Source organism: Thermomonas alba, assembly GCF_022419205.1.
Classification (GTDB): Bacteria; Pseudomonadota; Gammaproteobacteria; order Xanthomonadales; family Xanthomonadaceae; genus Thermomonas; species Thermomonas alba.
This window is the reverse complement of sequence record NZ_JAJOZU010000006.1, coordinates 69194-95474: the sequence shown is the minus strand read 5'-3', so window position 1 is coordinate 95474 and position 26281 is coordinate 69194. Positions and strand designations below refer to the sequence as shown.

25 protein-coding genes and 1 riboswitch are annotated in these 26281 nt (G+C 65.8%); of the genes, 4 read left to right on the top strand and 21 right to left on the bottom strand.

What is annotated here, in order from left to right:
* Window positions 1-164 precede the first annotated feature (164 nt).
* The 16 genes from ML342_RS10410 to glyA all read right to left on the bottom strand — a co-directional run bounded on the left by ML342_RS10410 (window position 165) and on the right by glyA (window position 15723).
* Window positions 165-656: a hypothetical protein gene (locus ML342_RS10410; protein ID WP_240126982.1), complete on the bottom strand. Its 492-nt coding sequence runs from the start codon at window positions 654-656 to the stop codon at window positions 165-167.
* Entirely contained in the window at window positions 641-1648 is a 1008-nt protein-coding gene (locus tag ML342_RS10405) for an RHS repeat-associated core domain-containing protein (RefSeq protein WP_240126981.1), read from the bottom strand. The genes ML342_RS10410 and ML342_RS10405 overlap by 16 nt, the downstream gene beginning before the upstream one ends.
* 17 nt (window positions 1649-1665) lie before the next feature.
* Complete coding sequence (locus tag ML342_RS10400; RefSeq protein ID WP_240126980.1) at window positions 1666-2061, bottom strand: hypothetical protein; 396 nt, start codon at window positions 2059-2061, stop codon at window positions 1666-1668.
* Window positions 2039-3295, bottom strand: coding sequence for an RHS repeat domain-containing protein (locus ML342_RS10395; RefSeq protein WP_240126979.1), 1257 nt, complete (start codon window positions 3293-3295; stop codon window positions 2039-2041). The genes ML342_RS10400 and ML342_RS10395 overlap by 23 nt, the downstream gene beginning before the upstream one ends.
* A 238-nt stretch (window positions 3296-3533) precedes the next feature.
* A complete protein-coding gene (locus ML342_RS10390; RefSeq protein WP_240126978.1) occupies window positions 3534-3725 on the bottom strand; it encodes a hypothetical protein in 192 nt (63 codons plus the stop codon).
* Window positions 3719-6016, bottom strand: coding sequence for an RHS repeat-associated core domain-containing protein (locus tag ML342_RS12070; RefSeq protein ID WP_500809969.1), 2298 nt, complete (start codon window positions 6014-6016; stop codon window positions 3719-3721). Before ML342_RS12070 ends, ML342_RS10390 begins: the two co-directional genes overlap by 7 nt.
* A 599-nt stretch (window positions 6017-6615) precedes the next feature.
* On the bottom strand, window positions 6616-7713 hold the full coding sequence (locus ML342_RS12055) for an RHS repeat domain-containing protein (RefSeq protein ID WP_439655196.1): 1098 nt from the start codon (window positions 7711-7713) through the stop codon (window positions 6616-6618).
* Between the two features lie 611 nt (window positions 7714-8324).
* Window positions 8325-9263, bottom strand: coding sequence for a thiamine-phosphate kinase (thiL, locus tag ML342_RS10375; RefSeq protein WP_240126976.1), 939 nt, complete (start codon window positions 9261-9263; stop codon window positions 8325-8327).
* 29 nt (window positions 9264-9292) lie between these two features.
* A complete protein-coding gene (gene nusB, locus ML342_RS10370; RefSeq protein ID WP_240126975.1) occupies window positions 9293-9751 on the bottom strand; it encodes a transcription antitermination factor NusB in 459 nt (152 codons plus the stop codon).
* Window positions 9748-10224, bottom strand: coding sequence for a 6,7-dimethyl-8-ribityllumazine synthase (ribH, locus tag ML342_RS10365; RefSeq protein WP_240126974.1), 477 nt, complete (start codon window positions 10222-10224; stop codon window positions 9748-9750). The genes nusB and ribH overlap by 4 nt, the downstream gene beginning before the upstream one ends.
* Window positions 10225-10255: 31 nt before the next feature.
* The gene (ribB, locus tag ML342_RS10360; RefSeq protein WP_240126973.1) at window positions 10256-11362 is read right to left on the bottom strand and encodes a 3,4-dihydroxy-2-butanone-4-phosphate synthase; all 1107 of its coding nucleotides are present in this window, start codon (window positions 11360-11362) and stop codon (window positions 10256-10258) included.
* Window positions 11359-11961 carry a riboflavin synthase gene (locus ML342_RS10355; RefSeq protein WP_240126972.1) on the bottom strand — a complete coding sequence of 201 codons (603 nt, stop codon included), beginning with the start codon at window positions 11959-11961 and terminating at the stop codon, window positions 11359-11361. The genes ribB and ML342_RS10355 overlap by 4 nt, the downstream gene beginning before the upstream one ends.
* A 71-nt stretch (window positions 11962-12032) precedes the next feature.
* A riboswitch (FMN riboswitch) is annotated at window positions 12033-12206 on the bottom strand.
* A gap of 39 nt (window positions 12207-12245) precedes the next feature.
* On the bottom strand, window positions 12246-13367 hold the full coding sequence (gene ribD, locus ML342_RS10350) for a bifunctional diaminohydroxyphosphoribosylaminopyrimidine deaminase/5-amino-6-(5-phosphoribosylamino)uracil reductase RibD (RefSeq protein WP_240126971.1): 1122 nt from the start codon (window positions 13365-13367) through the stop codon (window positions 12246-12248).
* Entirely contained in the window at window positions 13364-13876 is a 513-nt protein-coding gene (gene nrdR / locus ML342_RS10345; protein WP_240126970.1) for a transcriptional regulator NrdR, read from the bottom strand. The genes ribD and nrdR overlap by 4 nt, the downstream gene beginning before the upstream one ends.
* A 9-nt stretch (window positions 13877-13885) precedes the next feature.
* The gene (locus ML342_RS10340; protein WP_240126969.1) at window positions 13886-14455 is read right to left on the bottom strand and encodes an energy transducer TonB; all 570 of its coding nucleotides are present in this window, start codon (window positions 14453-14455) and stop codon (window positions 13886-13888) included.
* Complete coding sequence (gene glyA / locus ML342_RS10335) at window positions 14455-15723, bottom strand: serine hydroxymethyltransferase (RefSeq protein WP_240126968.1); 1269 nt, start codon at window positions 15721-15723, stop codon at window positions 14455-14457. The genes ML342_RS10340 and glyA overlap by 1 nt, the downstream gene beginning before the upstream one ends.
* A gap of 129 nt (window positions 15724-15852) precedes the next feature.
* On the opposite strand from glyA, the gene ML342_RS10330 reads away from it, so the two are divergent.
* Window positions 15853-16872, top strand: a complete 1020-nt coding sequence (locus tag ML342_RS10330) for a YeiH family protein (RefSeq protein WP_240126967.1) — start codon at window positions 15853-15855, stop codon at window positions 16870-16872.
* Window positions 16873-16965: 93 nt separating this feature from the next.
* On the opposite strand, the gene ML342_RS10325 is transcribed toward ML342_RS10330, so the two are convergent.
* Window positions 16966-17394, bottom strand: coding sequence for an RcnB family protein (locus ML342_RS10325; protein WP_240126966.1), 429 nt, complete (start codon window positions 17392-17394; stop codon window positions 16966-16968).
* Window positions 17395-17614: 220 nt separating this feature from the next.
* Here ML342_RS10325 and ettA point away from each other — a divergent pair, with 220 nt between their 5' ends.
* Genes ettA through lipA form a run of 3 tightly spaced genes read left to right on the top strand, consistent with a single transcriptional unit; the run spans window position 17615 to window position 21148 of the window.
* Window positions 17615-19279 carry an energy-dependent translational throttle protein EttA gene (gene ettA, locus ML342_RS10320; RefSeq protein ID WP_240126965.1) on the top strand — a complete coding sequence of 555 codons (1665 nt, stop codon included), beginning with the start codon at window positions 17615-17617 and terminating at the stop codon, window positions 19277-19279.
* 52 nt (window positions 19280-19331) lie between these two features.
* Window positions 19332-20147, top strand: a complete 816-nt coding sequence (pyrF, locus tag ML342_RS10315; protein ID WP_240126964.1) for an orotidine-5'-phosphate decarboxylase — start codon at window positions 19332-19334, stop codon at window positions 20145-20147.
* Window positions 20148-20170: 23 nt separating this feature from the next.
* Window positions 20171-21148: a lipoyl synthase gene (gene lipA / locus ML342_RS10310; RefSeq protein WP_240126963.1), complete on the top strand. Its 978-nt coding sequence runs from the start codon at window positions 20171-20173 to the stop codon at window positions 21146-21148.
* Between the two features lie 12 nt (window positions 21149-21160).
* On the opposite strand, the gene ML342_RS10305 is transcribed toward lipA, so the two are convergent.
* The 4 genes from ML342_RS10305 to ML342_RS11910 form a co-directional block, all read right to left on the bottom strand.
* Window positions 21161-21658, bottom strand: coding sequence for a phosphate-starvation-inducible PsiE family protein (locus ML342_RS10305; RefSeq protein ID WP_240126962.1), 498 nt, complete (start codon window positions 21656-21658; stop codon window positions 21161-21163).
* 6 nt (window positions 21659-21664) lie between these two features.
* The gene (locus tag ML342_RS10300; RefSeq protein ID WP_240126961.1) at window positions 21665-23371 is read right to left on the bottom strand and encodes a cation:proton antiporter domain-containing protein; all 1707 of its coding nucleotides are present in this window, start codon (window positions 23369-23371) and stop codon (window positions 21665-21667) included.
* 3 nt (window positions 23372-23374) lie between these two features.
* Complete coding sequence (ftsH, locus tag ML342_RS10295) at window positions 23375-25321, bottom strand: ATP-dependent zinc metalloprotease FtsH (RefSeq protein WP_439655195.1); 1947 nt, start codon at window positions 25319-25321, stop codon at window positions 23375-23377.
* A gap of 147 nt (window positions 25322-25468) precedes the next feature.
* Window positions 25469-26245, bottom strand: coding sequence for a tetratricopeptide repeat protein (locus ML342_RS11910; protein WP_275672461.1), 777 nt, complete (start codon window positions 26243-26245; stop codon window positions 25469-25471).
* Between the last annotated feature and the right edge of the window lie 36 nt (window positions 26246-26281).

Sequence of the window (26281 nt, the reverse complement as noted above, 5' to 3'; positions counted from 1 at the left end):
CCTCGCGCCGCGTGCGCTTGCGGCCCATCCCCTCGGCATCTCCGAACGACAGCTGCATCGAACTCACCCTTGAACCGATGATCCATTCTCGCCGAAAGTGGCGGAGTTGTTCAGACCTTCCTTAGGGGGGGGGCAAGATTACCCATTTATTGATCAATCATTGATTAATCGCCATCAAAGATGGGCATATCAAAATCGAGATACCAATTCCCTTCTCTTTCGTAGAAGCTCTCACAGACGATAGATTCTAGATCTAGCGAGTACCCTCGCAAGCTCTCCGGTGACCATTCACCTTTGAAACGATCAGGATCGTAATAACAGACATAGTATGTTCCCGTCCCCTTAATGCGAATAATTCTTCTCGTAAGATTCTCATTTCGATTGAAGAAATCTCTGACGGACCCCTTACTTCCAAAAAAATAATTTGCGATGGGATCGCTCGGGTCGGGAAGACTTTCCCGCAAAGCCTGTCTCGTCGAGGGCTCTTCTGCCAAGGCCATGATTGCGCGCCAATCGCCTCGCATAACTGCATCTTTCCACTCTTGGCTTGCTCGCTGCAATCCAACTGGCGCATCGATAACTCCCTTCACCTCCCTCTTTGAGGCATGGCAAGCAGATACAAAAAATAGGAGAGCAGCAATTACTGGCACACGCATGACGTCCCCTTGTCCGCTTGATTCTCCTTGATTGCGGAAATCCGATCTTTGTATCCGTGCTTTATTGGATCCGCTTCAAAATGCGGCGGATCCTTGCCGTTTGGAAGCCTGAAGAACCCGTTCTTATTGGCAATGTTAATCAGTTGCTGCTGCTGACTTACCGGCAATCTGCTTATGTTGATGTCGAATGCGAATCCAGATTCGTGACGTGAAGTGCCAGGCCTCGCGACAGGATTTGAATTGTTATGACGGTCGTTCCACAACTTCGTCTGCTCCTCAGTTGTGCGGAAGACGTAATTGAACGTCGTGTTTATTCCAGCCGCCTGCATTTCACTGACGAAATTAGCCAGATTTCCCGCGATCTTCTGATCGATGAGATACGACCCACCAAGCAGATTGACCCTGCATAGCTTCAATCCAAGGGAGTCGACATAGCTAATCGGATTGCCTGATGTATAGGCATACGTATTCACACCCCCCGCCAGCCCGATCGGGTCGGACTGCAGGTAGCGGCCCAGGCTGGCTTCGTACTCGCGGTAGCCGTTGTGCCACAGGCCGGATTCGGCATCGTAGTACTGCCCCGGGAAGCCGAGGTTCAGCCCGCCGATGGTGTCGAGAGTGACGCCGCGGTCGAACGCCCGGTTGGCCGCCTTCCACACCACCTGTTGGCCGGCATTGGTCGCCAGCTGCGGGCGGCCCAGGTGGTCGGGGTGCAGGTAGTAGAGCTGGCCACCCCGCACCAGCGCCACCGGCTCGCCGCCGCGATAGACGTAGCTCGTCCATTGCCCGTCGGTGTATTCGGCCAGCAGTTGGTTGAAACCGGCGTACACATACCGGCTCTGGTGGCCAGCATTGCGCTTGCCCATCCGCTGGCCCAGGGCGTTCACCGTGTAGCTCGTGGTCATGCCCTGCGCCGTGTGGCCTGCCAGGCGGCCGAACGGATCATACGCCAGCGCGTGGGCCAGGTCCGCGGCAAAAGCAAACTTAGCCACAGGTGTTTATGACGCCGTTATTTCTTGCCGCTCCTACAAATACCGGAATTCAACAAAAATTCCAGAAGAATCGCGATGATAATTGCGAGAAGGGCCTTTTGATACGTCATTTCGTAAGCAAAAAGCATATCCGGATTGACCCGAAATAGGGGCGACACAGATAGAACTACAAAAAATCCAGAGAAAGCCGCTGTTGCGATTACCATCCGCCCGGCAAGGAGCAAGGCATCGCGCCAGATATTTTTTGCCTTCACTAAAACACTTAACTGTGCCGCAATCGCGGCGGCCACAATGACCAAGCAGCCAACGGCATTCATTTTGATTTTATCCGAGATCGCCATAAATATAGCCAGAAAGGCCGTAACCAAAAATGGTAGCCATTTTTTCACATCAATAACCCCATGCTCGCTCATTGGCAAGACTGATAATCGAATCAGCGTCGTATGTCACTCCGATCTGAGCCGAGTTCACAGCGTCAACGAATCTTCTCAAATCTGATTCACTGATTGTCGTTGAGCCCGTTGGAAACATCCTGTCGAAAATATCCTGCGCCTTTCCATCAGCACGATCACAGGCAAACTGCTGCTTCGCCGTGTCTAGAATATTTTTGCCCTTGATGTCGCTCACCCCAGTTCCAGGGCGGATACTATTTTGAGTCTTGGCGATGTACTTAATGACCTTCATCCACGCCCCTCCACCCAAAGTCACTGCATGACGATCAAGATATCCAAGCGGGTGATAGAAGCGAACGCCATACCTGTAATTCCCATTCGGCAACCGATAACCATAGACATCGAACAGCCCAAGCGGATCAACATTGGCAATTGGATTCGCGGAAGCATAGGCATACGTATTCACCCCACCCGCCAGCCCGATCGGGTCGGATTGCAGGTAGCGGCCCAGGCTGGCTTCGTACTCGCGGTAGCCGTTGTGCCACAGGCCGGATTCGGCATCGTAGTACTGCCCCGGGAAGCCGAGGTTCAGCCCGCCGATGGTGTCGAGAGTGACGCCGCGGTCGAACGCCCGGTTGGCCGCCTTCCACACCACCTGTTGGCCGGCATTGGTCGCCAGCTGCGGACGGCCCAGGTGGTCGGGGTGCAGGAAGTAGAGCTGGGCGTTGCGCACCAGGGCGACCGGCTCATTGCCGATATAGAGGTAGCTCGTCCACTGCCCGTCGGTGTATTCGGCCAGCAGCTGGTTGAAGCCGGCGTACACGTAGCGGCTCTGGTGGCTGGCATTGCGCTTGCCCATCCGCTGATCCAAGGCGTTCACCGTGTAGCTCGTGGTCATCCCCTGCGCCGTGTGGCTGGCCAGACGGCCGAAGGGATCATACGCCAGCGTGTGCGCCATGCCCGCGGCATCGGTGTACGCGGTGACATTGCCGTTGGCATCGTAGGTGAACGCGCGGCTCACCCCGCCCATGGCCGCCTGCAACAGGCGGTTGCTGTCCGGCGCGTAGGTGTAGCTGCCCGCGCTGATCGGAACGGTATTGCCCAGGCTCACCCGGTTGCCCACCGCGTCGTACCCGTAGCTGGCCACGTTGCCGCCCGCGTGCTCCGAGCGCACCAGCCGCGACAGCGCGTCGTACCGGTACTGCTGCGTCTGCGCCGCATCGGCGCCATCGGTGATCGCGGTGATGCGGCCCAAAGCCATGCTGCAAGAGCTTTCTGCTTGCGGCCAGGAAGTGAACCTGACCCCGATACGCTTGTGTAGGTCGTGGTCATGCCCTGCGCCGTGTGGCCGGCCAGACGGCCGAACGGATCATACGCCAGGGTGTGCGGGATGCCCGCGGCATCGGTGTACGCGGTGACATTGCCGTTGGCATCGTAGGTGTGACCTGCGCCACTCCGTTGAAGGCGGGGTTTCGTGACTTGCAGGCCACAAGTCAATCCAATCGCTTAAGGGCTTTAAACACGTCGAAAATACAGATAGCACCGCCGATGACGACACCAGCATAAAGAATCCAGTCTGCGTCAAATTGCCCAGAAAAAAACTTTGCTAGGAAGACCAGTAGGATTCCGACCAGGAAATTGCGCCGAAAGGGCAATGGCCGCTCTTTTTTTACTGGCGTCACCATCCAAGAAGCCCCCAAGACTTGGTGATACACCCCATCACGGCCGCATAACCGCCAACTCCAACGCCACCTCGCAGCTTATCCCCGACTCCAATAGATCCTCCGCTGCCGGACAAATCCACAGAGGCCCCGCCTACGAGAAGCTTCCCGCCTTCGGCTTGGAATTGAACGTTTTTCTTTACCCCGTCCTTTGACGGGCATGGGTCTTTCTTCTCAATCCCAGCTGTAAGACCTGCGCCTATGTAAGCACCACCGCCAAGACCTGCGCATACTTGCGCATTCAGCGTTAGCCCAGTGTCGGAAATTCCGACAGACAAGCCGAGGCTGCCACCTTTCGCAATTCCAAATGCGGTTACACCGACTCCTAGCTGGCCTTCATAGCCTCGCGCCCAGCTTGGAAGCTCCCATAGACCGTAGGGATCGATGCGGTTGACCGGATTCCCTCCGACATAGGCATACGTATTCACACCCCCCACCAGCCCGATCGGGTCGGACTGCAGGTAGCGGCCCAGGCTGGCCTCGTATTCGCGGTAGCCGTTGTGCCACAGGCCGGATTCGGCATCGTAGTACTGCCCCGGGAAGCCGAGGTTCAGCCCGCCGATGGTGTCGAGAGTGACGCCGCGGTCGAACGCCCGGTTGGCCGCCTTCCACACCACCTGTTGGCCGGCATTCGTCGCCAGCTGCGGCCGGCCCAGGTGGTCGGGGTGCAGGTAATAGAGTTGGGCGTTGCGCACCAGCGCCACCGGCTCGCCGCCGCGGTAGACATAGCTCGTCCATTGCCCGTCGGTGTATTCGGCCAGCAACTGGTTGAAGCCAGCGTACACATACCGGCTCTGGTGGCTGGCGTTGCGCTTGCCCATCCGCTGGTCCAGGGCGTTCACCGTGTAGGTCGTGGTCATCCCCTGCGCCGTGTGGCTGGCCAGGCGGCCGAAGGGATCATACGCCAGGGTGTGCGGGATGCCCGCGGCATCGGTGTACGCGGTGACATTGCCGTTGGCATCGTAGGTGAACGCGCGGCTCACCCCGCCCATGGCCGCCTGCAACAGGCGGTTGCTGTCCGGCGCGTAGGTGTAGCTGCTCGCGCTCGCCGGGACGGTGTTGCCCTGGCTCACCCGGTTGCCCACCGCGTCGTACCCGTAGCTGGCCACGTTCCCGCCCGCGTGCTCCGACCGCACCAGGCGCGACAGCGCATCGTACTGGTAGTGCTGGGTCTGCGCCGCATCGACGCCATCGGTGATCGCGGTGATGCGATCTGCCGCATCGAACCCGTAGGTCAGGCTCTGCAGCGGGCCCGATGCCGCATTCGTGCTGATGCCGATGATGCGCCGGTCGGTGTCGTAACTCACCGTCCGCAGCAGCCCGTTGCCATAGGTCAGATAGGCCGGCGGGCCAAAGGCCTGGTAGCCGCTCAGCGTCGCCACCGTCGTCGTACTGCCATTCACCGCCGCCGTGACCGTCTCCAGGTGCCCATCGGTATAGCCATATCCCACCGCGATCCCGCTCGGGTACTCGATCCGGCTCAGACGGCCCAGGCCGTCATACCCGTAGCGGGTGGTGTCGGTCACGCCGTCGAGCGTGTCCTGCCGGGTGGCGAGCTGGCCCCAGGGGGTATAGGCGAAGCTGGCGGCCGTCGCCGTGCCACCGGTCTTCGCCGCCACGCACAGGAGCCCCTTGCCGTTGGTGCAGGCATCGTAGGTCAGCGTGCGCGTCTGCCCGCCCGCGCTCTGGCGGATCAGGCGTCCCAGCCCGTCGTAGGCCTGCGTGATCGTCGTGCCGTCGGCCTTCTGCGTCTGCATCAGTTGCCCAACCGCATCGTAGGTGAACGCAGTGGTGCCGGTGTCCGGGCTGACCTGCGCCAGCAGGTGGCCCAGCCCGTCATAGGTGTAGCGGGTGACAGTCCCGCGCGCATCGCGCACCGACACCACCCGCCCCAGCGCGTCATACCCCGTCACCGTCGTCCCCGCCGCATCGGTCACCGTGGTGACACGGCGCCGCCGGTCGTAGCCGTAGCTGACCGTATTGCCCAGCGCATCGCTGACCTGGTCCAGATCGCCGTTGGCATTGTAGTGATAGGTCGTGGCCTGCCCATGCTCGCCCTTGCGGCGGCTGAGGAAGCCGTTGCCGTCGTACTCGAAGGTCGCGCGCTGCTGGGTCGTCGTGGTCGTGCGCACGACCGGCTTCCGGCGCTCCTGGTCCCACAAGGTCATCCGGTACTGCGAGTTCACCGTCAGCGTCAGCGGCTGCGACAGCAGGTTGTAGGTGTACGCCTGCGTCTCGGTCCAGGTGCGGCTCATCACGCAGTCCACACCCCCTGACTGATCGCAGGGCTCGTCCAGCGGCAGCGCCGTCACCCGGCTGACCGACACCAACCGACCGTACCCGTCGTACGTACTCTGCACGGTCACCCCGTCGGGCGTCGTCACGCTGACCGGATTGCCGCGATCGTCATACACCGTGCGGGTGACCTGCGCCACGCCATCCACCCAGCGGGTTTCCGTCAGCAGCTGGCCACGCGCGTTGTAGGTGTAATCGGTGATGGCGCCATTCGGCGAAACCACGCGCCCCGGCTGGCCGAGCGCGTTGTAGTTGGAGTACGTCGCTACATGCCCCAGGCGGTTGCGGACGCTGGTCAGGTTGCCGGCCGCATCATAGGTGTAGGTGACCGCATCGCCATCGCCCGGCAGCGGGCCGTCCACCGTCATCGTCGCCACCAAGCCGTTCGGGTGCAGGGTGTAGGCGTAGGTAGTGGTCAGGCTGCCCACCGGGCCGCCCGCCAGATTGGTCACCGTCACCGCCTGCAGCAGCCGCGCGCGCGGATCGCCATCCGGGTAATAAGTGTAGGTGGTGGTATTCAGCGGCTGGTCCAGGCTGGCGCCGTACACCTGTTCCTGGTTCAGCCGGTTCTTGTACGTCGCATCCCACACCAGGCGTGTGATCTGCTGCTGGTCGGTCTCGCCGTTCGGGCCGATGCCGGTGATCTTCTCCACCAGCCGCTGGTCGGCATCGTAGGCATAGGTGGCGCGCACGCCGAACTGGTCGCGATCCTCGGTGACGTTGCCGTTCGCATCGTAGAACGTCTGCGCCACGCTGCCGGCGAGGTGGGCGACGGCGGCCGCTCCACCGCGATGATGCGGCGCACGCCGTTCTGCTCGCTCACGTAGTGGATCGTCTTCTGCCCGAGCGCATTGGTCACCTCGGTGCGGTCAGGGAAATACTCGAAGCTGCTGCGCTCCACGCCCCCTTCCAGCCCCGACCACTGCACCTTGACCCCGTCAGTAGTGGCCATGTACTGCACGCGCAGATAGCGCATGCCATTGATGGAGACCCCGGTCAGCAGGTCGGCCCCAAACGGGCTTTCGTAGTGATAGGTGCGGGTGCCCAGGTTGTCGGGATAGGTCACCTGGGCCAGATACCCATTGGCGCCATAGCCATAGGTGTACGTCTTGCCCCCGGCATCGGTGACGCTGGCTACCTTGCCCCCATTCCAGGCCAGGGTCAGAAAACGACCGCTGGTGTGGGTGATTCGGGTCAGGCGCCCGCCCGCGTCGTAGCCATAGCTCAGGCCGATGCCGCGCTCGCCGAGAATCCGCAGCGGGCGGCCGTTGCCGTCGAACTCGTGGCGATCCCCGCTGGCATAGCGCACCACCCAGCCGCCGTTCTCCTGGGTCGCCACGTCCCCCTGCGCCGAGCGCCACTGCCCGTCCACCTGATTGAACCGTACCGGGTAGCCGCTCGGCCCGTAGGCATACACGGTGAGCAAGGGCTTGCCGCCGGGGACGCAGGGCTCCACGTGATCCAGATACGCCCAGCACACCAGCCCCTGGTATTCGAACACCAGGGTGTAATCGATGTTGGAACTCCACGAGGGCCCGAAGGCCCCGATCTTGGTGTTGCCCTGCTGGTAGAGCCGGTTCAACGTCAGCGGGATGCCCTCACCCACCGAGGGGATATCGAACTCCGGAAGGAACTTGGTGCCGGTGGCGATCCGCACCGGATGGTTGGTCTTGTCGCAGGGATTCGACTGTAGCTTCTGGGCTGTTTCTGCAGTGTTGCCCTGAGAGGGCGTGCCACCGCCGCCGCCAAACTCCAAGATTTGCGTGGGCCCACCACCGTAAAAATCAAAATAGATCAGAGGGGGCCAGTACTCCGATACCCTAGTCCCTTGAACAACGACTGTTTCTAAATTTGTCGGCGGCTTCTGCTCACTGGGTGACTGCGCGACCGCCCGCGAAGCGCTCGGCGCCATCAACATCCCGACGGCAAGGATTACCCCCCCCCCCGACACTCATCCGATTAAATGCCCGCATCCTTTCCTCCCTTTCAGGACTGGCCGGCGCCTGCGCGGCGCGCCTTCGATGAATACCATGGAAGCCCGATGTCCCATGCGCGTTGCGCGCGCATTCCCCTGAGGAATCACGGGCGGCGAGAGGCTAGCATTCAGGTCACTACATGGGCAATCCCGTTCGCATGCGCATCCGATGCCGTGGCCGCTCGCGGTAACGCTGCAACGCCAGGCTCTCCTTGATGCCCCCGATCACTGCACGTCCACCCCCGCGGCGCGGGTCGCGAGGGACGCGTCGGGCAACACTCGCGTGCGCGCCGCTACGCGAAGTGCTGGTAGCCCGGCGTGATGCCGTCGAGGCCGGGGCAGTGGACGCCACTGCCGGCGACGATGCGGCCGATCCGCGCCAGCGGCAGGTCCAGCCGCGCGGCCAGCGTGTGCAGCGTCTCGCGCTGGGTGGCCGGAGCGGTGAAGCACAGTTCGTAATCGTCGCCGCCGGTGGCCTGGAGGCGGCGCATCGCATCGATGGCGAAGGCTTCGCGCAGAGCGTCGCTGGCCGGCAGCGCATCGGCCTCGATCTCGGCGCCGACGCCGCTGGCGCGCGCGATGTGCGCGAGGTCGGCCAGCAGGCCGTCGCTGATGTCGATGGCGCTGCTGGCGATCCCGCGCAGAGCGCGGCCCAGTTCCACCCGCGGCGTAGGGCGGTCCAGCCGCGCGCGCAAGGGCGGGGCGATCGTCGCGCCCGCCCGCCATTGCGCGAGCGCGCCCGCGGCATCGCCCAGGGTGCCGCTGACCCAGACATCGTCACCGATGCGCGCGCCGTCGCGACGCAGGGCCGCGTCCGCCGGCACGAACCCGTGTGCGGTGATGGACACCGCCAGCGGCCCGCGGGTGGTGTCGCCGCCGACCAGCGCCACGCCGTGCCGGGCCGCGAGCGCGAAGAGGCCGTCGCAGAAGGCTTCCAGCCAGGCCGCGTCGGCCTGCGGCAGGCTGAGCGCCAGCGTGCACCAGGCCGGGTCCGCCCCCATCGCCGCGAGGTCGGACAGATTCACCGCCAACGCCTTCCAGCCGATGTCGGCGGGCGCGGTGTCATCCGGAAAATGCACGCCGGCGTTGAGGGTGTCCATCGTCACTGCCAGCTGCATGCCCGGCGGCGGCGCGAGCAGGGCGCAGTCGTCGCCGATGCCCAGCAGCACGTCGCCGCGGGTGGCGGCACGCCGGCGGATGCGGGCGATCAGGTCGAACTCACGTTCGCGCATGGGATCTCGGCGCGGCCTGCGCGCATCGCCTATCGCTTGGCTTCCACGCTGCGCAGCGCGGCCGCGGCCTTGTCCAGCACGCCGTTGACGTAGGTATGGCCGTGTTCGGACCCGAACCGCTTGGTGCCCGCGATGGCTTCGCTGATGACCACCCGGAACGGCACGTCGGGCCGGTGGATCAGCTCATAGGTTGCGATCCGCAGCGCGGCGCGCTCGATCAGATCCACCTCGGTGATGGGGCGGTCCAAATACGGCGCCAGCGCCGCGTCGAGGGTCTCGACATGCCGCAGCACGCCACGCACCAGATCCTCGAAGTATTCGAGGTCGGCCACTTCGTGCGCCTGCTCGTGCGCGAACTGCGCCAGCAGGCTGCGCTCGTCGGCACGGTTGATCTGCCAGGCGTAGATCGCCTGCAGCGCACGTCGGCGCGCGCGCGCGCGGGCCACGGGGTCGATGCCGTCGGGACGGCGATGATGGTGTCCGTTCATGCCAGCTCCTGCAGCTTGCGGCGGAGGTCGGCCATCTCGATCGCCACCAGCGCCGCCTCCTCGCCCTTGTTGCCGTGGCTGCCGCCGGCGCGCGCCAGGGCATCCTCGAACCGTTCCACCGCCAGCACGCCGTTGGCAACCGGCACGCCGGTGTCCAGCGCGACGCGCATCAGGCCGTCGGAGGCACCGTCGGCGACCTGCTCGTAGTGGCGGGTATCGCCGCGCACGACGCAGCCCAGGGCGACGATCGCCGCGTGGCGGCCGGCCAGCGCCAGCGCACGCGCGGCCACCGGCAGCTCCCACGCGCCCGGTACCCGCACTACGTCGATCGCGGCATCGGGCACCCCGTTGGCAAGGAAGGTGGCGCGTGCGGATTCCACCAGCGCATCCACGATGCGCGGGTTCCAGCGGCTGGCCAGGATCACGAAGCGCGCATCCGCAAGGGTGCGCAGGTCGCCTTCGAAGTGCGGCATCGGCGTCGGCAGGCAAATGGGGCTGTGCAGTTTAGCGCGCCGGCAGGGCGACGTACTCCACCACTTCCAGCCCATAGCCGGCCAGACCGACCTGGCGCCGCGGGGTGCCCAGCACCCGCAACCGGTGCAGACCGAGATCGGCCAGGATCTGCGAGCCGGCGCCGGTGCGCCGCCACTGCGCCAGCGTGCCGGCCTTCGAGGGCGGCGGCGCCGGCTGCTCGCGGATGCGCGCCAGCAATGCCTCGGGATCCATGGACTCGCCCAGCAGCACCAGCACCCCGCGCCCTTCGCCGGCGATCATCGCCAGCACGTCGCCCACCAGCGGGCCGAAATCGGCGCGCCGCCAGTGCAGCGCATCCGCCAGCGGGTTCTGCGCCTGCACCCGCACCAGCACCGGGTCGGCCGCGTCCCACGTGCCGTGCGCCAGCGCGAAATGCAGGCCGCGGGTGAGACGGTCGCGGTAGGTGTGCAGGGTGAACGCGCCGTGGTCGGTCTCGATCGCGCGGCTGTCGATCCGCTCCACCGTGTGTTCGGTCGTGAGCCGGTAGCGGATCAGGTCTTCGATCGAGCCGATCTTCAGCCCGTGCGCGCGCGCGAAGACTTCCAGCTCGGGCCGGCGCGCCATGCTGCCGTCGGGGTTGAGGATCTCCACCAGCACGCCGGCTGGCTCGAAGCCCGCCAGCCGCGCCAGATCCGAAGCCGCCTCGGTATGCCCGGCGCGGGTCAGCACCCCGCCGGGCTGCGCCATCAGCGGGAAGATGTGCCCCGGCTGGCGAAGATCAGACGGCCTGGCGTCCGGGCGCACCGCGGTGCGGATGGTGTGCGCGCGGTCGTAGGCGGAAATGCCGGTGGTGACGCCCTCGGCAGCCTCGATCGAGACCGTGAAGTTGGTGTGATGCGGGGAGGTGTTGTCGCGCACCATCGGGCTCAGGCCCAGCTGCGCGCAGCGCTCGCGGGTGAGCGACAGGCACACCAGCCCACGCGCGTGGGTGACCATGAAGTTGATGTCGGACGGCTTGACCAGTTCGGCGACCATGATCAGATCGCCCTCGTTCTCGCGATCCTCGTCGTCCACCACCACCACCATGCGCCCGGCACGCAGCTCGTCCAGCAGCTCCGGAATGCTGGCGAAGCTCATGTCCAATCCTCCGTTTGCCGCAGGCGTTCCAGATAGCGGGCCAGCAAGTCCACTTCGAGATTCACCGCATCGCCCACGCGCAAGGCGTGGAAGGCGGTGTGCGCCACCGTGTGCGGGATCAGCGCGACCTCGAAGCCGGCATCGTCCACGTGGTTGACGGTCAGGCTGACGCCATCCACGCACACCGAGCCCTTGGGCGCGATGTAGCGCAGCAGACCGCGCGGTGCGGAAAAGCGCCAGCGCACAGCGCGCGCGTCCTCCCAGCAGGCCTCGGCCTGCCCTAGCCCGTCCACGTGGCCGCTGACCAGGTGCCCGCCGAGGCGGTCGCTGGGGCGCAGCGCGCGCTCCAGGTTCAGCGGCGCGCCGAGCGGCAGCTGGCCCAGCGTGGTCAGCGCCAGCGTCTCGCGCGAGGCATCCACCGCGAAGCTGTCCGCATCGAACGTCACCACCGTCAGGCAGCAGCCGTTGACCGCGATGCTCTCGCCCAGATGCACGTCGTCGAACGGCAGCGTGCCGACCTCGATCAGCAGACGCGCATCGCCGCCGCGCATCTCGCGCGCGCGCAGCGCGCCGACGCCTTCGATCAATCCTGTGAACATCTCCGCATGTCTCCCGCATGGCACGGGAAACGCCCGCAAGGCGCGCGCAGACGCACGGCCAGGCCGCGCGGGTGCGTCTTCTTCCTTCCGGACTGTGACCGTCGGCCCCGGCATGCGACCGGGTCTGCTGACCTTCCCGCCGGCCCGGCCGGGAAGCGCTCGCGGGCTCGCGCGGGCCGCCCCCTCGCCGAGGGAACGCCACGCCTACCGCCGGTGGGGACTTCCACCCCGCCCTGAAGACGTTTCATGAATGGTGTGAATGCCGGTCGACCGGCGGGGGAAGTTTAGCACCCGCCGCCGCGATCCCGGCCGCAGCCTGCGCCCGCAGGCCGCAGGCGCAGCCGCAGATCTTCACCGACCCGCACTTGATCGACCAGCTCCAGGTGAAAGCGCTGCGCCATGGACGCGATCGGCAGCCCGGAAAACAGGGGGCGGGCGGTGTCGCCGAGCAGGACTGGGGCGACGTAGAGCAGCAGCTCGTCCACCAGGCCGGCGGCGAGGAAGGCACCGGTGAGCGTCGGGCCGGCCTCGACCTGCACCTCGTTGATGCCGCGTTCCGCCAGCAGCCGCAGCGCCGCCTCCAGATCCAGCCGCCCATCCACCTGCGGCACGGCGGCATGCGCAAGCGTCAGCTCCCGCGGCGGCGCCACCTCCGGCGCGTGCAGATACAGGGTCGGCGCAGCGCCCTCCCGCACCCGTTCACGCGCCAGCGAGCGCAGGCGGGGATCGAGCACTACCCGCAGCGGCGGCACCACCTCGACGCCGTCGCCCAGGCGCACGGTGAGCTGCGGATCATCGGCCAGCACCGTGGCGGCGCCGGTCAGCAGCGCGCTGCTGCGCGCGCGCCAATGCTGCACGTCCATGCGCGCCGGCTCGCCGGTGATCCATTTCGATTCGCCGCTGGCCAGCGCGGTGCGGCCATCCAGGCTCATCGCCAGCTTCACCCGCAGCCACGGGCGGCCGCGCTCGACGCGCGCGCAGAAGCCGCGGTTGAGTTCGCGCGCCTGCGCTTCCAGCAGGCCGTGTTCCACCACGATCCCGGCCGCACGCAGGCGTTCGAACCCGGCGCCGTCCACCCGCGGAAACGGATCGCGCATCGCTGCCACCACGCGCGCGACGCCAGCCTCCACCAGCGCATCCGCGCAGGGCGGGGTGCGGCCGTGGTGGGCGCAGGGCTCCAGAGTGACGTAGGCGGTGGCTCCGCGCGCCGCCGCGCCGGCCGCGCGCAGCGCGAATACCTCGGCATGCGGGCCGCCCTGGCGCCGGTGCCAGCCTTCGCCGACCACCTCGCCGTCGCGCGCGATCACGCAGCCGACCATCGGATTGGGACGGGTGGTGTACGCACCGCGCTCGGCCAGACGCAGGGCGCGCGCCATCAGCGCATGGTCGAGCGCCGAAAAGCTCATCGCCGGCGCGCCGGCGGCGCCGGCTCCTCCAGCAGGGGCAACTGCCCCTCGCCCGGCGCCTCGCGCTCGAGCCGATCCAGCTCTTCGCGAAAATCCGCCACGTCCTGGAAACTGCGATACACCGAGGCGAAGCGGACATAGCCGACGTGGTCGAGCTTGCGCAGCTGCTCCATCACGAATTCGCCGATCCGGCGCGAGGGCAGCTCGCGCTCGCCACTCTTGCGCACCGCGTGCACCACCGCATGGACCGCCGCCTCCACCTGCCCGTCCGAAACCGGACGCTTCTGCAGCGCGCGGTCGAAACCGGCACGCAGCTTGCGCGCGTCGAACGCTTCGCGCCGGCCATCATTCTTGATGACCACCGGCAGCTTGAGATCCATCGTCTCCACCGTGGAGAAACGCTCGCCGCAGGCTTCACACATGCGCCGCCGCCGGATCACCGTGCCGTCTTCGGTCACCCGCGAGTCGAGGACGCGGGTATCGACATGCTGGCAAAACGGGCAATGCATCGACGGCCATCACTCCTGCGGCGGCGCGCTGTCGCCACCACCACCGTCACCGGTATCGCTGCCTGGACGCGGCCGCCGGAACGAGATCGGCACCGCCAGCACGCTCACCACCGGCTGACCATCCACGCTGGCCGGCACGAAGGTGGCGTTGCGCAGCACCCGCTTGGCGGCGATGGCGAAGGCGCCGTCGGACATGCACACGGCTTCCGCCGCCAGCGGCTTGCCGTCGGTGCCCACCAGCACCGCCACGACCACCGTGGCCGGCTTGCCTTCCAGTCCGCGCGGCGGGATCACCTTGCCGCTGGTCAGCACCCGCGGCGGCGTGTGCGACGTGGTCGCGACTGGCGTCTGCGGCCAGGCCTCTCCGAACACTTCGCCCATGGTCTTGCCTTCGAACGGTTGCACGTCGCCGCGGCGGCAGGTCACTGGCAGATCGCGCGCGCCAGGCGCGCTGTAGTCGGTATTGCTGCTCCAGCGCGGTGCCAGCGTCTGCGCCTGGGCGGCAGCCGCGAGCAGGATGGAGATCAGCGAGAGCGAAAAGCGTAGCCTGAGCATGGGGATGTCTTTGCGGGAATGCATCAACGATAGACCGGGAACTGCCGGCACTGCTGCTCGACCTTGCCGCGCACATCGGCAATCACGGCCTCGTCGTTCGGGTTGTCCAGCACGTCGCAGATCCACCCGGCCAGCGCCGCGCAGTCGGCCTCCTTGTAGCCGCGGGTGGTGACCGCCGGCGTGCCGATGCGCAGGCCGGAGGTCACGAAAGGCTTGCGCGGGTCGTTCGGCACCGAGTTCTTGTTGACGGTGATGTGCGCCTTGCCCAGCGCCTCCTCCGCCTGCTTGCCGGAGACATCCTTGCCGATCAAATCCACCAGCATCAGGTGGTTCTGCGTCCCGCCCGAGACGATCTTATAGCCACGCGTCTGGATGACCTGCGCCATCGCCTGCGCGTTCTTCACCACCTGCCGCTGGTAATCCTTGAACGCCGGCTCCAGCGCTTCCTTGAACGCCACCGCCTTGGCCGCGATCACGTGCATCAGCGGGCCGCCCTGGATGCCGGGGAAGACGATGGACTGCAGCTTCTTTTCCAGCTCCTCCGCCTGCTCACCCATGCCGGTGCGGCTGGCGACGATGATCCCGCCGCGCGGGCCGCGCAGGGTCTTGTGGGTGGTGGAGGTCACCACGTGCGCATGCGGCAGCGGGCTCGGGTACACGCCAGCGGCGACCAGGCCGGCGACGTGCGCCATGTCCACGAACAGGTACGCGCCCACCTTGTCGGCGATGGCGCGAAAGCGTGCCCAGTCCACCACCTGCGAGTAGGCGGAGAAGCCGGCTACGACCATCTTCGGCTTGTGCTCCAGGGCGAGGCGCTCGACCTCGTCGTAGTCGATCAGCCCGTCCGCATTGACGCCGTACTGAATGGCGTTGAACAGCTTGCCGGAGGCGTTGACCTTGGCGCCGTGGGTGAGATGGCCGCCGTGCGCCAGCGACATGCCGAGGATGGTGTCGCCAGGCGACAGCAGCGCGAGATACACGGCCTGGTTGGCCTGCGAGCCGCTGTGCGGCTGCACGTTCGCATAGTCAGCGCCGAACAGCTGCTTGCAGCGGTCGATCGCCAGCTGCTCGGCGATATCGACGTATTCGCAGCCGCCGTAGTAGCGCTTGCCCGGATAGCCTTCCGCGTACTTGTTGGTGAGCTGGCTGCCCTGCGCTTCCATCACCCTGGGGCTCGCGTAGTTCTCGGAGGCGATCAGCTCGACGTGGTCCTCCTGGCGCCGGTTTTCCGCGGCGATCGCCTGGGCAAGCTCGGGGTCGAAGGCGGCAAGGGTATCGGTGCGGGAGAACATGGGGGCTCCAGGTAGGACGTGGGGATCAGCTGATTGTAGCCCGCAGGAAGGCCGCGATCGCGCATTCGCGGTATCCGAGGTCCGCCTGGAAGATGCAAACTGGCGACACGTCGCCACCCCTTCCCTGCCATGTCCCTCGCTGCCGCCACGCCTTTGCCTTCCCACCGCCGCCTGCTGCCAGGACTGGCGCTCAGCATCGGGCTGGCCGCGCTGGCGTTCGCGCTCGGCCGCGCGCTGCCGCTGGTCGGCGGCGCGGTGCTGGGGATCGTGCTCGGGCTGCTGGTGCGCAACGCGCTGACGCTGCCGGCCCACACCGCAGCCGGCATCCGCTTCAGCGGCAAATATCTGCTCCAGGCCGCGGTGATCCTGCTCGGGTTCGGGCTCGATCTGGGAGTGGTGGTACACACCGGGCTGTCCTCGCTCGCGGTGACCCTGGTGACGCTGGCGGTGGCCTTCCTGACCGCCTGGGCACTGGCGCGCCTGCTGAAGGTGCACCACGTGCTGGGCACGCTGATCGGCGTGGGCACCGCGATCTGCGGCGGCTCGGCGATCGCCGCGGTGGCGCCGATCCTGCGCCCGGACGAGCACGACACCGCGCTGGCGATGTCCACCATCTTCCTGTTCAACCTGCTGGCGGTGCTGCTGTTTCCGCCGCTGGGCCACCTGCTGGGTCTGAGCGACGCCGGTTTCGGGCTGTGGGCCGGCACCGCGATCAACGACACCTCCTCGGTGGTCGCCGCCGGCTACCACTACAGCCATGCCGCCGGCGACATCGCCACCGTGGTCAAGCTGGCGCGTGCCACCCTGATCATCCCGATCTGCCTGGCGCTGGCCGGCTGGCAGCTCTGGCGCGCGCGCGGCCGCGACGGCGGCCGCCCGGAGCTGCGCGGGATCGTGCCGTGGTTCATCCTCGGCTTCCTCGCCGCCTCCGCGCTGCGCAGCGCCGGGCTGGTGCCGGTGGCGCTGCTCGCGCCGCTGCACCTGGCGGCGGAGTTCCTGATCGTGCTGGCGCTGACCGCGATCGGGCTGTCCGCCGACCTGCGGCGGATGGTGGCCACCGGCGCGCGTCCGCTGCTGCTGGGGCTGGGCACCTGGTTCGCGGTGGCCGCCAGCAGCCTGCTGGTGCAGGCGCTGCTGCGGCAGGCCTGATGGCCCTGCCTGGCGGGTAGCCGGCCCAGGCGGGGCCACCAAAAAAACGAAGGCGCCCGCAGGCGCCTTCGCGTTCACGCCGGGGGACGGCGCTCAGTGATGCAGGATGAGGTCGGCGATGATCCCGGTGGCCGCCGCCACCAGCAGGAAATCGCCGGCATCGCTGCGCCGCCAGTAATAGCCGCGCGGCGGCGGCGGCAGCTGGTAGTAGCGCCAATCTTCGACCACATAGGTCGGGCCGTAGCCAGGGCCATAGTAATAGCCGCCGCGAACCCAGCGCGGAGGCGGAACCGGGCGATACACCACCCGCGGCGGCGCCGGACGGTAGATCACCTCGCGTTCGTGGATCACCTCGACCCGGCGCGGCGGGCCGTGATGCCAGCCCCGGTCGTGCGCGTGATGCTCGTGCTTCTCCCCGCGATCATCGCGATCATGATCGTGCCCCCCGAAGGCAGCCGCCGGCCCGGACAGCAGCGCCAGCAGCAGCGGGGCGGATACGAGGGCAATCAGGCTGCGTTTCATGGAGGGATCCTCGTCGGGTGGATATGGCATCCGATGATGCCGGAGCAGGCTGAATCTACGCTGGTTTTTACCGCAACGTCGCAGCGGGCGACAGGCGCGGTTCACTTGCCAATGGGCGCGGCTGCGGCGGCAGAGCGGCGGGTATAATCCTCACATCCCCATCCTCGCCGCCGCCCGCGCCAAGTGCGCAGGCACGGGCGCGCTCACGGAGACTTTTCGCATGTCCTCGCAATACATCTACACCATGAACCGGGTGTCCAAGGTGGTGCCGCCCAAGCGGCAGATCATCAAGGACATCTCGCTGTCGTTCTTCCCGGGCGCGAAGATCGGCCTGCTCGGCCTCAATGGCGCCGGCAAGTCCACCGTGCTCAGGATCATGGCCGGGGTGGACACCGACTTCGAGGGCGAAGCGCGTCCGCAGCCGGGCATCAAGGTCGGCTACCTGCCGCAGGAGCCGGAGCTGAACCCCGAGCACACCGTGCGCCAGGCGGTGGAGGAAGGCGTCGGTGAAATCCTGCAGGCGCAAGCCGAGTTGGAGCGCGTCTATGCCGCCTACGCCGAACCGGACGCCGATTTCGATGCGCTCGCCAAGGAGCAGGAGCGGCTGGAGGCGATCCTCGCCTCGGGCGATGCGCACACCCTCGAGCAGCAGCTGGAAGTCGCCGCCGACGCGCTGCGCCTGCCACCGTGGGATGCCAAGATCGCCACCCTCTCCGGCGGCGAGAAACGCCGCGTGGCGCTGTGCCGCCTGCTGCTGCAGAAGCCCGACATGCTGCTGCTGGACGAACCCACCAACCACCTGGACGCCGAGTCGGTGGAGTGGCTGGAGCAGTTCCTGCAACGCTATCCCGGCACCGTGGTGGCCGTGACCCACGACCGCTATTTCCTCGACAACGCCGCCGAATGGATCCTGGAGCTCGACCGCGGCCGCGGGATCCCGTGGAAGGGCAACTACACCGAGTGGCTGGTGCAGAAGGAAGAGCGGCTGAAGCAGGAAGAAAACCAGGAGAAGGCGCGCCAGAAGGCGATCCAAAGGGAGCTGGAATGGGCGCGCCAGAACGCCAAGGGCGGGCGCAGCAAGGGCAAGGCGCGCCTGGCGCGACTGGAGGAACTGCAGTCGATCGAATACCAGAAGCGCAACGAGACCAACGAAATCTTCATCCCGCCGGGCGAGCGCCTGGGCAACAACGTGATCGAGTTCCGCCACGTCTCCAAGCGCTTCGGCGACCGCCTGCTGATCGACGATCTGTCCTTCATCGTGCCGCCGGGCGCGATCGTCGGCATCATCGGCCCGAACGGCGCCGGCAAGTCCACCCTGTTCAAGATGATCACCGGACAGGAAAAGCCGGATTCCGGTGAAATCCTGATCGGGCCGACCGTGAACCTGGCCTACGTGGACCAGAGCCGCGGCGCGCTGAACCCGAACAACACCGTGTTCCAGGAAGTCTCCGGCGGGCTGGACATCCTCAACATCAACGGGATCGAAATCCAGTCGCGCGCCTACATCGGCCGCTTCAACTTCAAGGGGCCGGACCAACAAAAGCTGGTCGGTACACTGTCCGGCGGCGAGCGCGGCCGGCTGCACTTGGCCAAGACCCTGCTGCAGGGCGGCAACGTGCTGCTGCTCGACGAGCCTTCCAACGACCTCGACGTGGAAACGCTGCGTGCGCTGGAAGACGCCCTGCTGGAGTTCCCCGGCAATGCTTTCGTGATCAGCCACGACCGCTGGTTCCTGGACCGCATCGCCACCCACATCCTCGCCTTCGAGGGCGATTCACACGTGGAGTTCTTCCAGGGCAACTACCGCGAATACGAGGAAGACAAGAAGCGCCGCCTGGGTGAGGATGCCGGCCCGAAGCGGCTGCGCTTCAAGGCGCTGAAGTGACATCGGGGCGCCCACGGCAACGTGGGCGCCCTCGCATCGACAGGAGGGCACCATGGGCTTCATCGACAAGCTGCGCACCCGCTGGCGCGAGGCCGACACTCTGCTCTGCGTCGGCCTCGACCCCGATCCAGCGCGATTCCCGGACCGCTTCGTGGACGACCCGGATGCGCTGTTCTCCTTCTGCCGCGACATCGCGGATGCCACTGCCGAGTTCGCCTGCGCGTTCAAGCCGCAGATCGCCTACTTCGCCGCCCACAACGGCGGCGAGGCGCAGCTGCAGCGCCTGATCGCACACATCAACGCCGAACACCCGGAGATCCCGGTGATCCTCGACGCCAAGCGCGGCGACATCGGCAGCACTGCGCAGCAGTACGCCTGCGAAGCCTTCGAACGCTTCGGCGCCGACGCGGTGACCCTGAACCCGTACATGGGCCGCGACTCCGCGCAGCCGTTCCTGCAGTACAACGACCGCGGCTGCATCTTTCTTTGCCACACCTCCAACCCGGGCGCGCGCGACTTCCAGGAACTGCCGGTGGACGGCGTGCCGCTGTATCAGCACATCGCGCGCACCATCGCCCGCGAGTGGAATGCCGACGGCAACTGCGCGCTGGTAGTCGGGGCGACCTTTCCGCAAGAACTGAAGGTGATCCGCGAGATCGTCGGCGACATGCCGCTACTCATTCCGGGCGTCGGCGCGCAGGGCGGCGACGTCGAGGCCGTGGTGCGCAACGGCAAGACCCCCGACGGCAGCGGGCTGATGATCAACTCCTCGCGCGGCATTCTGTACGCCGCCTCCGGCGAGGGCTACGCCGAAGCCGCCGCGCAGGCCGCGCGCGAGCTGCGCGATACAATCAACCGCTGGCGCTGACCGGCGCCGCCACGGGAACCCCCATGTCCAGCCAACCGCACATCCCCGACGGCAGCAAATACATCACGCCCCAGGGCACCCGCGCGATCAAGAGCGGCATCAAGCCCAATGCCAACAGCAGCATCCCCGACGTGGACCGCAAGCCGCCGTGGCTGCGGATCAAGCTGCCCAGCGGCGCGGCGTATGAATCGGTGCAGGAGATCGTGCGGCGGCACCGCCTGAATACCGTCTGCGCCGAATCGCGCTGCCCCAACATCGCCGAATGCTGGAGCAGCGGCACCGCCACCCTGATGGTGATGGGCGCGGTGTGCACCCGCGCCTGCAAGTTCTGCGCGGTGGCCACCGGCAATCCGCGCGGCTGGCTGGATCCGCAGGAGCCCGCGCACGTGGCCGAGGCAGTCGCCCTGATGGGCCTGAAGTACGTGGTGCTGACCTCGGTGGATCGCGACGATCTGCCCGATGGCGGCGCCGGCCACTACGCCGCCTGCATCCGCGCCATCCACGCACGCTGCCCGGACACCGCGGTAGAGGCGCTGACGCCCGACTTCTCCGGCAATACCGATCACGTGGCGACCGTACTGGACGCGGGCCTTGCGGTGTTCGCGCAGAACCTGGAGACGGTCGAGCGGCTCACCCACACGGTGCGCGATCCGCGCGCCGGCTACCAGCAGACCCTGGACGTGCTGGCCTTCGCCAAGCGCCACGCGCCCGACACCCTCACCAAGACCAGCCTGATGCTGGGCCTGGGCGAGACCGATGCGGAGATCGAGCAGGCGCTGGATGACATGCGCGCGGCCAACGTGGACATCGTCACCCTCGGTCAGTACATGCGCCCCAGCAAGCACCACCTGCCGGTGCAGCGCTTCGTCACTCCAGACGAGTTCCGGGCCTACCGCGAGCTGGCGCTGTCCAAAGGCTTCCGCGAGGCCGTCGCGGGCGCGCTGGTGCGCTCCAGCTACCGCGCCGAACGGGTGCTCGAAGGCAACAATCTGGGCCTGTGATGCCCCGCGCGGTCAGCTCGCGTCGTCCCTCTCGCGGCCGACGCTCGCGTTCAGCCGATCGTCGCGTTCACGCAGCAGCCAATAAGTCGCGCCCAGAGCCAGGGTAGCGCCCGCCAGCGCCGCGATTTTGCCTGGGCTCGCCTCTGGATCGAGAATCACGAACTTACGCGACAGCGCGATCAGGCCGATCAGAATCACGGTCTTGACCTGAATGATGCTATCCCGTCGCAAAGCCACGCGCACGATGGAGTGCTTGAACTCCATCGCGATCAGCAGCGTCATGATCATGCCGAATACGTTCTGGAACACCTTGTGATCGAGCGGGCTGAAGGCATCGGCCAGCAAAAGCGTAAAGACGATGGAGATTAGCTGAATCAGCGAGACCACGATGATCAACGCGATCACTGCCGACAGGATCAGGGCGATGACCTGCTCGAAGCGCTCATAGAACCCCATGATCGCCCACTGGTCACGAAATGATTGAAACGCGGAGTTGCGCGCAGGCTTCATCGATCATTAGCTCCTTTCACGACAGGACTCACCGGCGTTCCGCTGCATTTCGCCGAGAGCGGCATCGACCCGCGCAGCGGGCACCCCTCCGAGTAGCAATACCCGCTCCGCCAGCCATAGCGCCGCCGCAAACGACGTTTGATAGGCGCGTACATTCGGAACTGCACACAACGCTTTGGCTTCGGCCGCGCTGCGGCAGGCGATCAGCACCGGCACGTCGGGATGATGCGCGTAAACCGCATGCGCGATGCGCAGAGCCGGTTGCGGGTCGGAAAACGTGACGACCACCAGACGTGCATGAATCACACCGGCAGCCATCAGCGTGGAGGGCCGGCTTGCATCACCGTAGATCACCGGCGCACCCGCCGCACACGCGCCCTCGACCTTCTGCCGGTCCGACTCCAGCAGCAGATGCTCGACGCCAGCCAGCTTCAGCGCCTGGCTGACCAGCACGCCAAGTTCACCGGCACCACAGACGATGACATGACCACGCAAGGCACGCGCCTGTGCGGCCACCTCGCCTTCTTCAGCCTGGGGCGGCGGCGTGAGCATGCGCGAAAAACCGAACGCAGCTGCCAGCTGCTCGTGATGGCGAATCAACACCGGAGCCAATGCCATGCTCGATACCAATGCGACCAGCATCGGTTGGACCACCGCTGGCGCGATCAAGTGTTGCTGCAGAATCATCCCCAATAGCAGCAGCGCAAACTCACCACCGTGTCCAAGCACGATGCCGGTACGAACGGCGTCGAGCGTCGACAGCCGGCTGACGCGCAGCGCCAGAAAGTTGAGGATGATCTTGATCGGCACCAGCACCAGCAGCCAGGCAAGCACCGAAAGAGGGGCAGAGACGACCTGCGCCACATCCAGTTGCAGGCCGATGGTCACGAAGAACAGGCACGACAGCACGTCGCGAAAGGGCTTGAGGTGATCTTCCATGTGGTGACGGAAGTCGCTTTCGCCCAACACCATCCCGGCGAGAAATGCGCCAAGCGCGGCCGACACGCCGAGCATGTGCGCCGCTGCGGCCGCCGCCACCACCACAAAAAGCGAGACCAGCACGAAGGATTCTTCATGCCCCTGACGTGCCACCCAGGCCAACAGCCGATGCAACAGGCGGCGCGAGGCGATCGCGGAAACAGCAAACAGCAGCAGCACGCCTCCCACCTCCAGCAGCACGCTATCGATCCTGGGCGAGCCTCCACGCGCCCAGATCGCCAACAGCGCCAGCAGCGGCACGCTGGCGAGATCCTGAAACACCAGGACGGCGATCGCACTGCGCCCGTGGCGGGTTGTCAGTTCGCCCTGATCGGACAGCTGCCGGCTGACCAGCGCAGTGGAAGACATCGCGGTTGCCGCACCCAGCAATGCGGCACTGGTAGGCGCCAGCCCCAGCCACATCAAGGCCATCGCCACCGGCGTTGCTACCAGGAACATTTGCAGCGCCCCGGCCACCAGCACGGTCTTACGCGTGAGCCAGAAGTGGGAAAGAGAAAACTCCAGCCCGACCATGAACAGCAGCAACGCCACGCCGAGCTCGGATAAGAAGTTCAGCGCTGGCCCAGGAACGACCAAGGCCGTGACCGAAGGCCCAAGCACAGCGCCGATCACCAGATATCCGAGCAAGGTCGGCGCTTTCAGCTTGTATGCCAGCACCGCGGCCAGACTGCACGCCGCCAGCAAAGTCAGAGTCGTTGCAAGCAAGTCCTGCATTGCTCATCCACCTGCGAATGTGGACGGCATGGGCTGGACTTCGCGCTCAAGGGTTTTGGTCAGTTGCCGAATGTCCTCTTCTGCGAGAGTCTCTCGCGCCAACAGCTCGCGCGCGCAGCGTTCCAATACATCGCGGTTGCGCTCGAGAATCCGGAACGCGCGATCGAACCCGTTCATTACGATGTCGCGGATGGCCTGGTCGATACGCGCCTGGGTCGATTCAGCGACCCGGCAACCTCCCTGCGTCAACTCCGGCACGTCGAGAAAGCGAGGGCGCTGCGCCTCGAAAGCGACATAGCCCAATGCGTCAACCATGCCGAAGCGGGTGACCATGTCGCGCGCGATGTCGGTGGCACGCGCCAGATCATCGGCGGCGCCGGTGGATAGTTCCCCGAACACCAGCTTCTCGGCCGCGCGCCCACCCAGCAGCACCGCGATCTTGTGTTCAAGTTCGGCCCGCGTCATCAGAAAGCGGTCTTCGGTCGGACGCTGCAGCGTGTAGCCGAGCGCGCCAATGCCGCGTGGGATGATCGAGATCTTATGCACAGGGTCGGCGCCTGGAAGCGCCAACGCCACCAGCGCGTGGCCCATTTCGTGATAGGCCACGGTCTCGCGTTCTCTCGGATTGAGCACGCGGCTCTTCTTTTCGAGTCCGGCCACGATGCGCTCGATGGCCGCGGTGAAATCCTGCAGTTCTACGGCCTGCGCCCGACGCCGGGTTGCGGCCAGCGCCGCCTCGTTGACCAAGTTGGCCAGATCGGCGCCGGAAAAACCGGTCGTCAACGCTGCCACTTGCTCGAGATCGACATCCGGAGCGAGCACGATCTTTCTGACATGTACCTTGAGGATGTCGAGGCGACCTTTCTTGTCGGGTCGGTCCACCAGTACCTGGCGATCGAAGCGGCCGGCGCGAAGCAGCGCCTGGTCGAGGATCTCCGGCCGGTTGGTGGCGGCAAGAATGATCAGCCCCACCGAGGAGTCGAAACCATCCATCTCGGTGAGGAGCTGATTGAGCGTCTGCTCGCGCTCATCATGGCCGCCGATCAGCCCACCTGCGCCGCGCGCGCGGCCGAGCGCATCCAATTCGTCGATGAAGATGATGGCCGGCGCCTGAGTGCGTGCCTGCTCGAACAGGTCGCGCACCCGCGCCGCACCCACACCGACGAACATCTCGACGAACTCTGAACCTGAAATGGAGAAGAACGGCACCCCTGCTTCTCCAGCCACGGCCTTGGCCAGCAACGTCTTGCCGGTACCCGGCGGCCCTACCAGTAGCACGCCTTTGGGAATCCGCGCGCCCAGACGCCCATAGTCCTGCGGGCTCTTCAGGAACTGGACGATCTCGACCAACTCCGCCTTGGCCTCATCGACGCCTGCCACATCGGCAAACGTCACGCCGGTGTTTTTCTCCACGAACACCTTGGCGCGGCTCTTGCCAATACTCAGATACCCTCCCATTCCTTGCTTCTCGGCCAGACGCCGAAACAAGAAAAACCAGACACCGAAGAAAGCCACCGCCGGCAGGATCCATGACAGCAGGTCACGCCACCAGGTGCTCTCCACCACTCGCGCATAGGGCACACCATATCTGGACAAGCGCTCGGCCAGATCGGGCTCGACCCGGGTTGCGACGATCGCGGTCTTGCCGTGACTATCCGGTGACTTCAGACGCCCGGTCAGCGTGTGATCCGTCACCAGCACTTCAGCCACGCGCTTTTCTGCCAGCGCCTTTTCGAACTCGCTATAAGGCACCGGCTCGATGGTTTTGGCGGTCTGCCAATACCCCTGCAACATCAACATCAGCAGGGCCGCAACGATCCAATATCCCGCGTTCCACTGATCTTTCTTTTGCATGCGCGGCATCAGGGCATCCTCGTTTTCTTTAGCCGTCGACGTGTCAAGCTGGGGGATGATGGCATTGATCTGCCACCGATTCGTCGAGCCTGCCATGATTGGCAGGGCATCGGCTGACCCACGACATCATGGACTTGTTTCGCAGGCGTGCCGGTGCCTACGCGCCTTGGCAGGTGCGAGTGAACATGGGGTCGCCGGCTTGCAGAACAAGGGCAGCCAGCTGCTTCGGTACGCCGCCAGTCGCTACGGACCGTCAGCCGTTTGCCGCGCAGCCTCCTTGCTCGCGTTGGTCATGCGCTCCGCCAGCACCTTGGCGAGATTGCCCGGCTTGCCCAGCTCGCGCGTGAGCGCCTGCCCTTCGAGTAGTTCGGCACGGCTCAAGGTTTTCGCCAAGCGGTCACGATCGGCTGGGAACGTTTTTTCCTTGAAGGGATTATTCGCCACTGCAAGGTTGTATAGCGCATAGGCCAGCATCTTATCCTCGTCGACGCCCTGGCCGGACTCATACATCCTGCCGAGGTTGTATTGCGCCATGGCATCCCCCTGCTCGGCGGCCTTGCGATACCACCGCACCGCCTCGGCATCATCCCGCGGCACGCCTCGGCCGTTCGCATACATCCAACCGAGATTGTTTTGCGCGGCGGCATATCCCTGCTCGGCCGCCTTGCGATACCACTGCACCGCCTCGGCATCGTCCCGCGCCACGCCCCAGCCGTTCGCATACATCCAACCGAGATTGTTTTGCGCAGCAGCATCCCCCTGCTCGGCCGCCTTGCGATGCCATTTCGCCGCCTCGGCATCGTCCCCCGCCACGCCAAGGCCGTTCTCGTACATCCAACCAAGGCTTTTCTGCGCGGCGGCATCTCCCTGTTCTGCACGCGGCCGCAACTCCCTGTAGGCCTTTGCGTAATCGCCCCCGTAGGCGGCCACCCCTTTATCGGAGCCCGCCATGGAAGGCGGCGCGAAAAACAAGACGGCCAAAAGAAAGCACAGGGCCAGCCGCTTGGAACGCCATCCCATATGATCCCCCCTCCCTTGGATTGACCAAACCCGTTT

Bases quoted from the DNA above. Each gene is read 5' to 3' on its own strand.
- nrdR (WP_240126970.1), bottom strand. From the start codon at position 13,876: ATGCATTGCCCGTTTTGCCAGCATGTCGATACCCGCGTCCTCGACTCG.
- nusB (WP_240126975.1), bottom strand. From the start codon at position 9,751: ATGAACGGACACCATCATCGCCGTCCCGACGGCATCGACCCCGTGGCC.
- ribH (WP_240126974.1), bottom strand. From the start codon at position 10,224: ATGCCGCACTTCGAAGGCGACCTGCGCACCCTTGCGGATGCGCGCTTC.
- ftsH (WP_439655195.1), bottom strand. From the start codon at position 25,321: ATGGCAGGCTCGACGAATCGGTGGCAGATCAATGCCATCATCCCCCAG.
- ML342_RS10330 (WP_240126967.1), top strand. From the start codon at position 15,853: ATGTCCCTCGCTGCCGCCACGCCTTTGCCTTCCCACCGCCGCCTGCTG.
- glyA (WP_240126968.1), bottom strand. From the start codon at position 15,723: ATGTTCTCCCGCACCGATACCCTTGCCGCCTTCGACCCCGAGCTTGCC.
- ML342_RS10300 (WP_240126961.1), bottom strand. From the start codon at position 23,371: ATGCAGGACTTGCTTGCAACGACTCTGACTTTGCTGGCGGCGTGCAGT.
- ML342_RS10305 (WP_240126962.1), bottom strand. From the start codon at position 21,658: ATGAAGCCTGCGCGCAACTCCGCGTTTCAATCATTTCGTGACCAGTGG.
- lipA (WP_240126963.1), top strand. From the start codon at position 20,171: ATGTCCAGCCAACCGCACATCCCCGACGGCAGCAAATACATCACGCCC.
- pyrF (WP_240126964.1), top strand. From the start codon at position 19,332: ATGGGCTTCATCGACAAGCTGCGCACCCGCTGGCGCGAGGCCGACACT.
- ettA (WP_240126965.1), top strand. From the start codon at position 17,615: ATGTCCTCGCAATACATCTACACCATGAACCGGGTGTCCAAGGTGGTG.
- thiL (WP_240126976.1), bottom strand. From the start codon at position 9,263: ATGCGCGAACGTGAGTTCGACCTGATCGCCCGCATCCGCCGGCGTGCC.
- ribD (WP_240126971.1), bottom strand. From the start codon at position 13,367: ATGAGCTTTTCGGCGCTCGACCATGCGCTGATGGCGCGCGCCCTGCGT.
- ML342_RS10390 (WP_240126978.1), bottom strand. From the start codon at position 3,725: ATGGTGACGCCAGTAAAAAAAGAGCGGCCATTGCCCTTTCGGCGCAAT.
- ML342_RS12070 (WP_500809969.1), bottom strand. From the start codon at position 6,016: ATGAGCCGCACCTGGACCGAGACGCAGGCGTACACCTACAACCTGCTG.
- ML342_RS10325 (WP_240126966.1), bottom strand. From the start codon at position 17,394: ATGAAACGCAGCCTGATTGCCCTCGTATCCGCCCCGCTGCTGCTGGCG.
- ML342_RS10410 (WP_240126982.1), bottom strand. From the start codon at position 656: ATGCGTGTGCCAGTAATTGCTGCTCTCCTATTTTTTGTATCTGCTTGC.
- ribB (WP_240126973.1), bottom strand. From the start codon at position 11,362: ATGAGCTTCGCCAGCATTCCGGAGCTGCTGGACGAGCTGCGTGCCGGG.
- ML342_RS11910 (WP_275672461.1), bottom strand. From the start codon at position 26,245: ATGGGATGGCGTTCCAAGCGGCTGGCCCTGTGCTTTCTTTTGGCCGTC.
- ML342_RS10355 (WP_240126972.1), bottom strand. From the start codon at position 11,961: ATGTTCACAGGATTGATCGAAGGCGTCGGCGCGCTGCGCGCGCGCGAG.
- ML342_RS10400 (WP_240126980.1), bottom strand. From the start codon at position 2,061: ATGAGCGAGCATGGGGTTATTGATGTGAAAAAATGGCTACCATTTTTG.
- ML342_RS10340 (WP_240126969.1), bottom strand. From the start codon at position 14,455: ATGCATTCCCGCAAAGACATCCCCATGCTCAGGCTACGCTTTTCGCTC.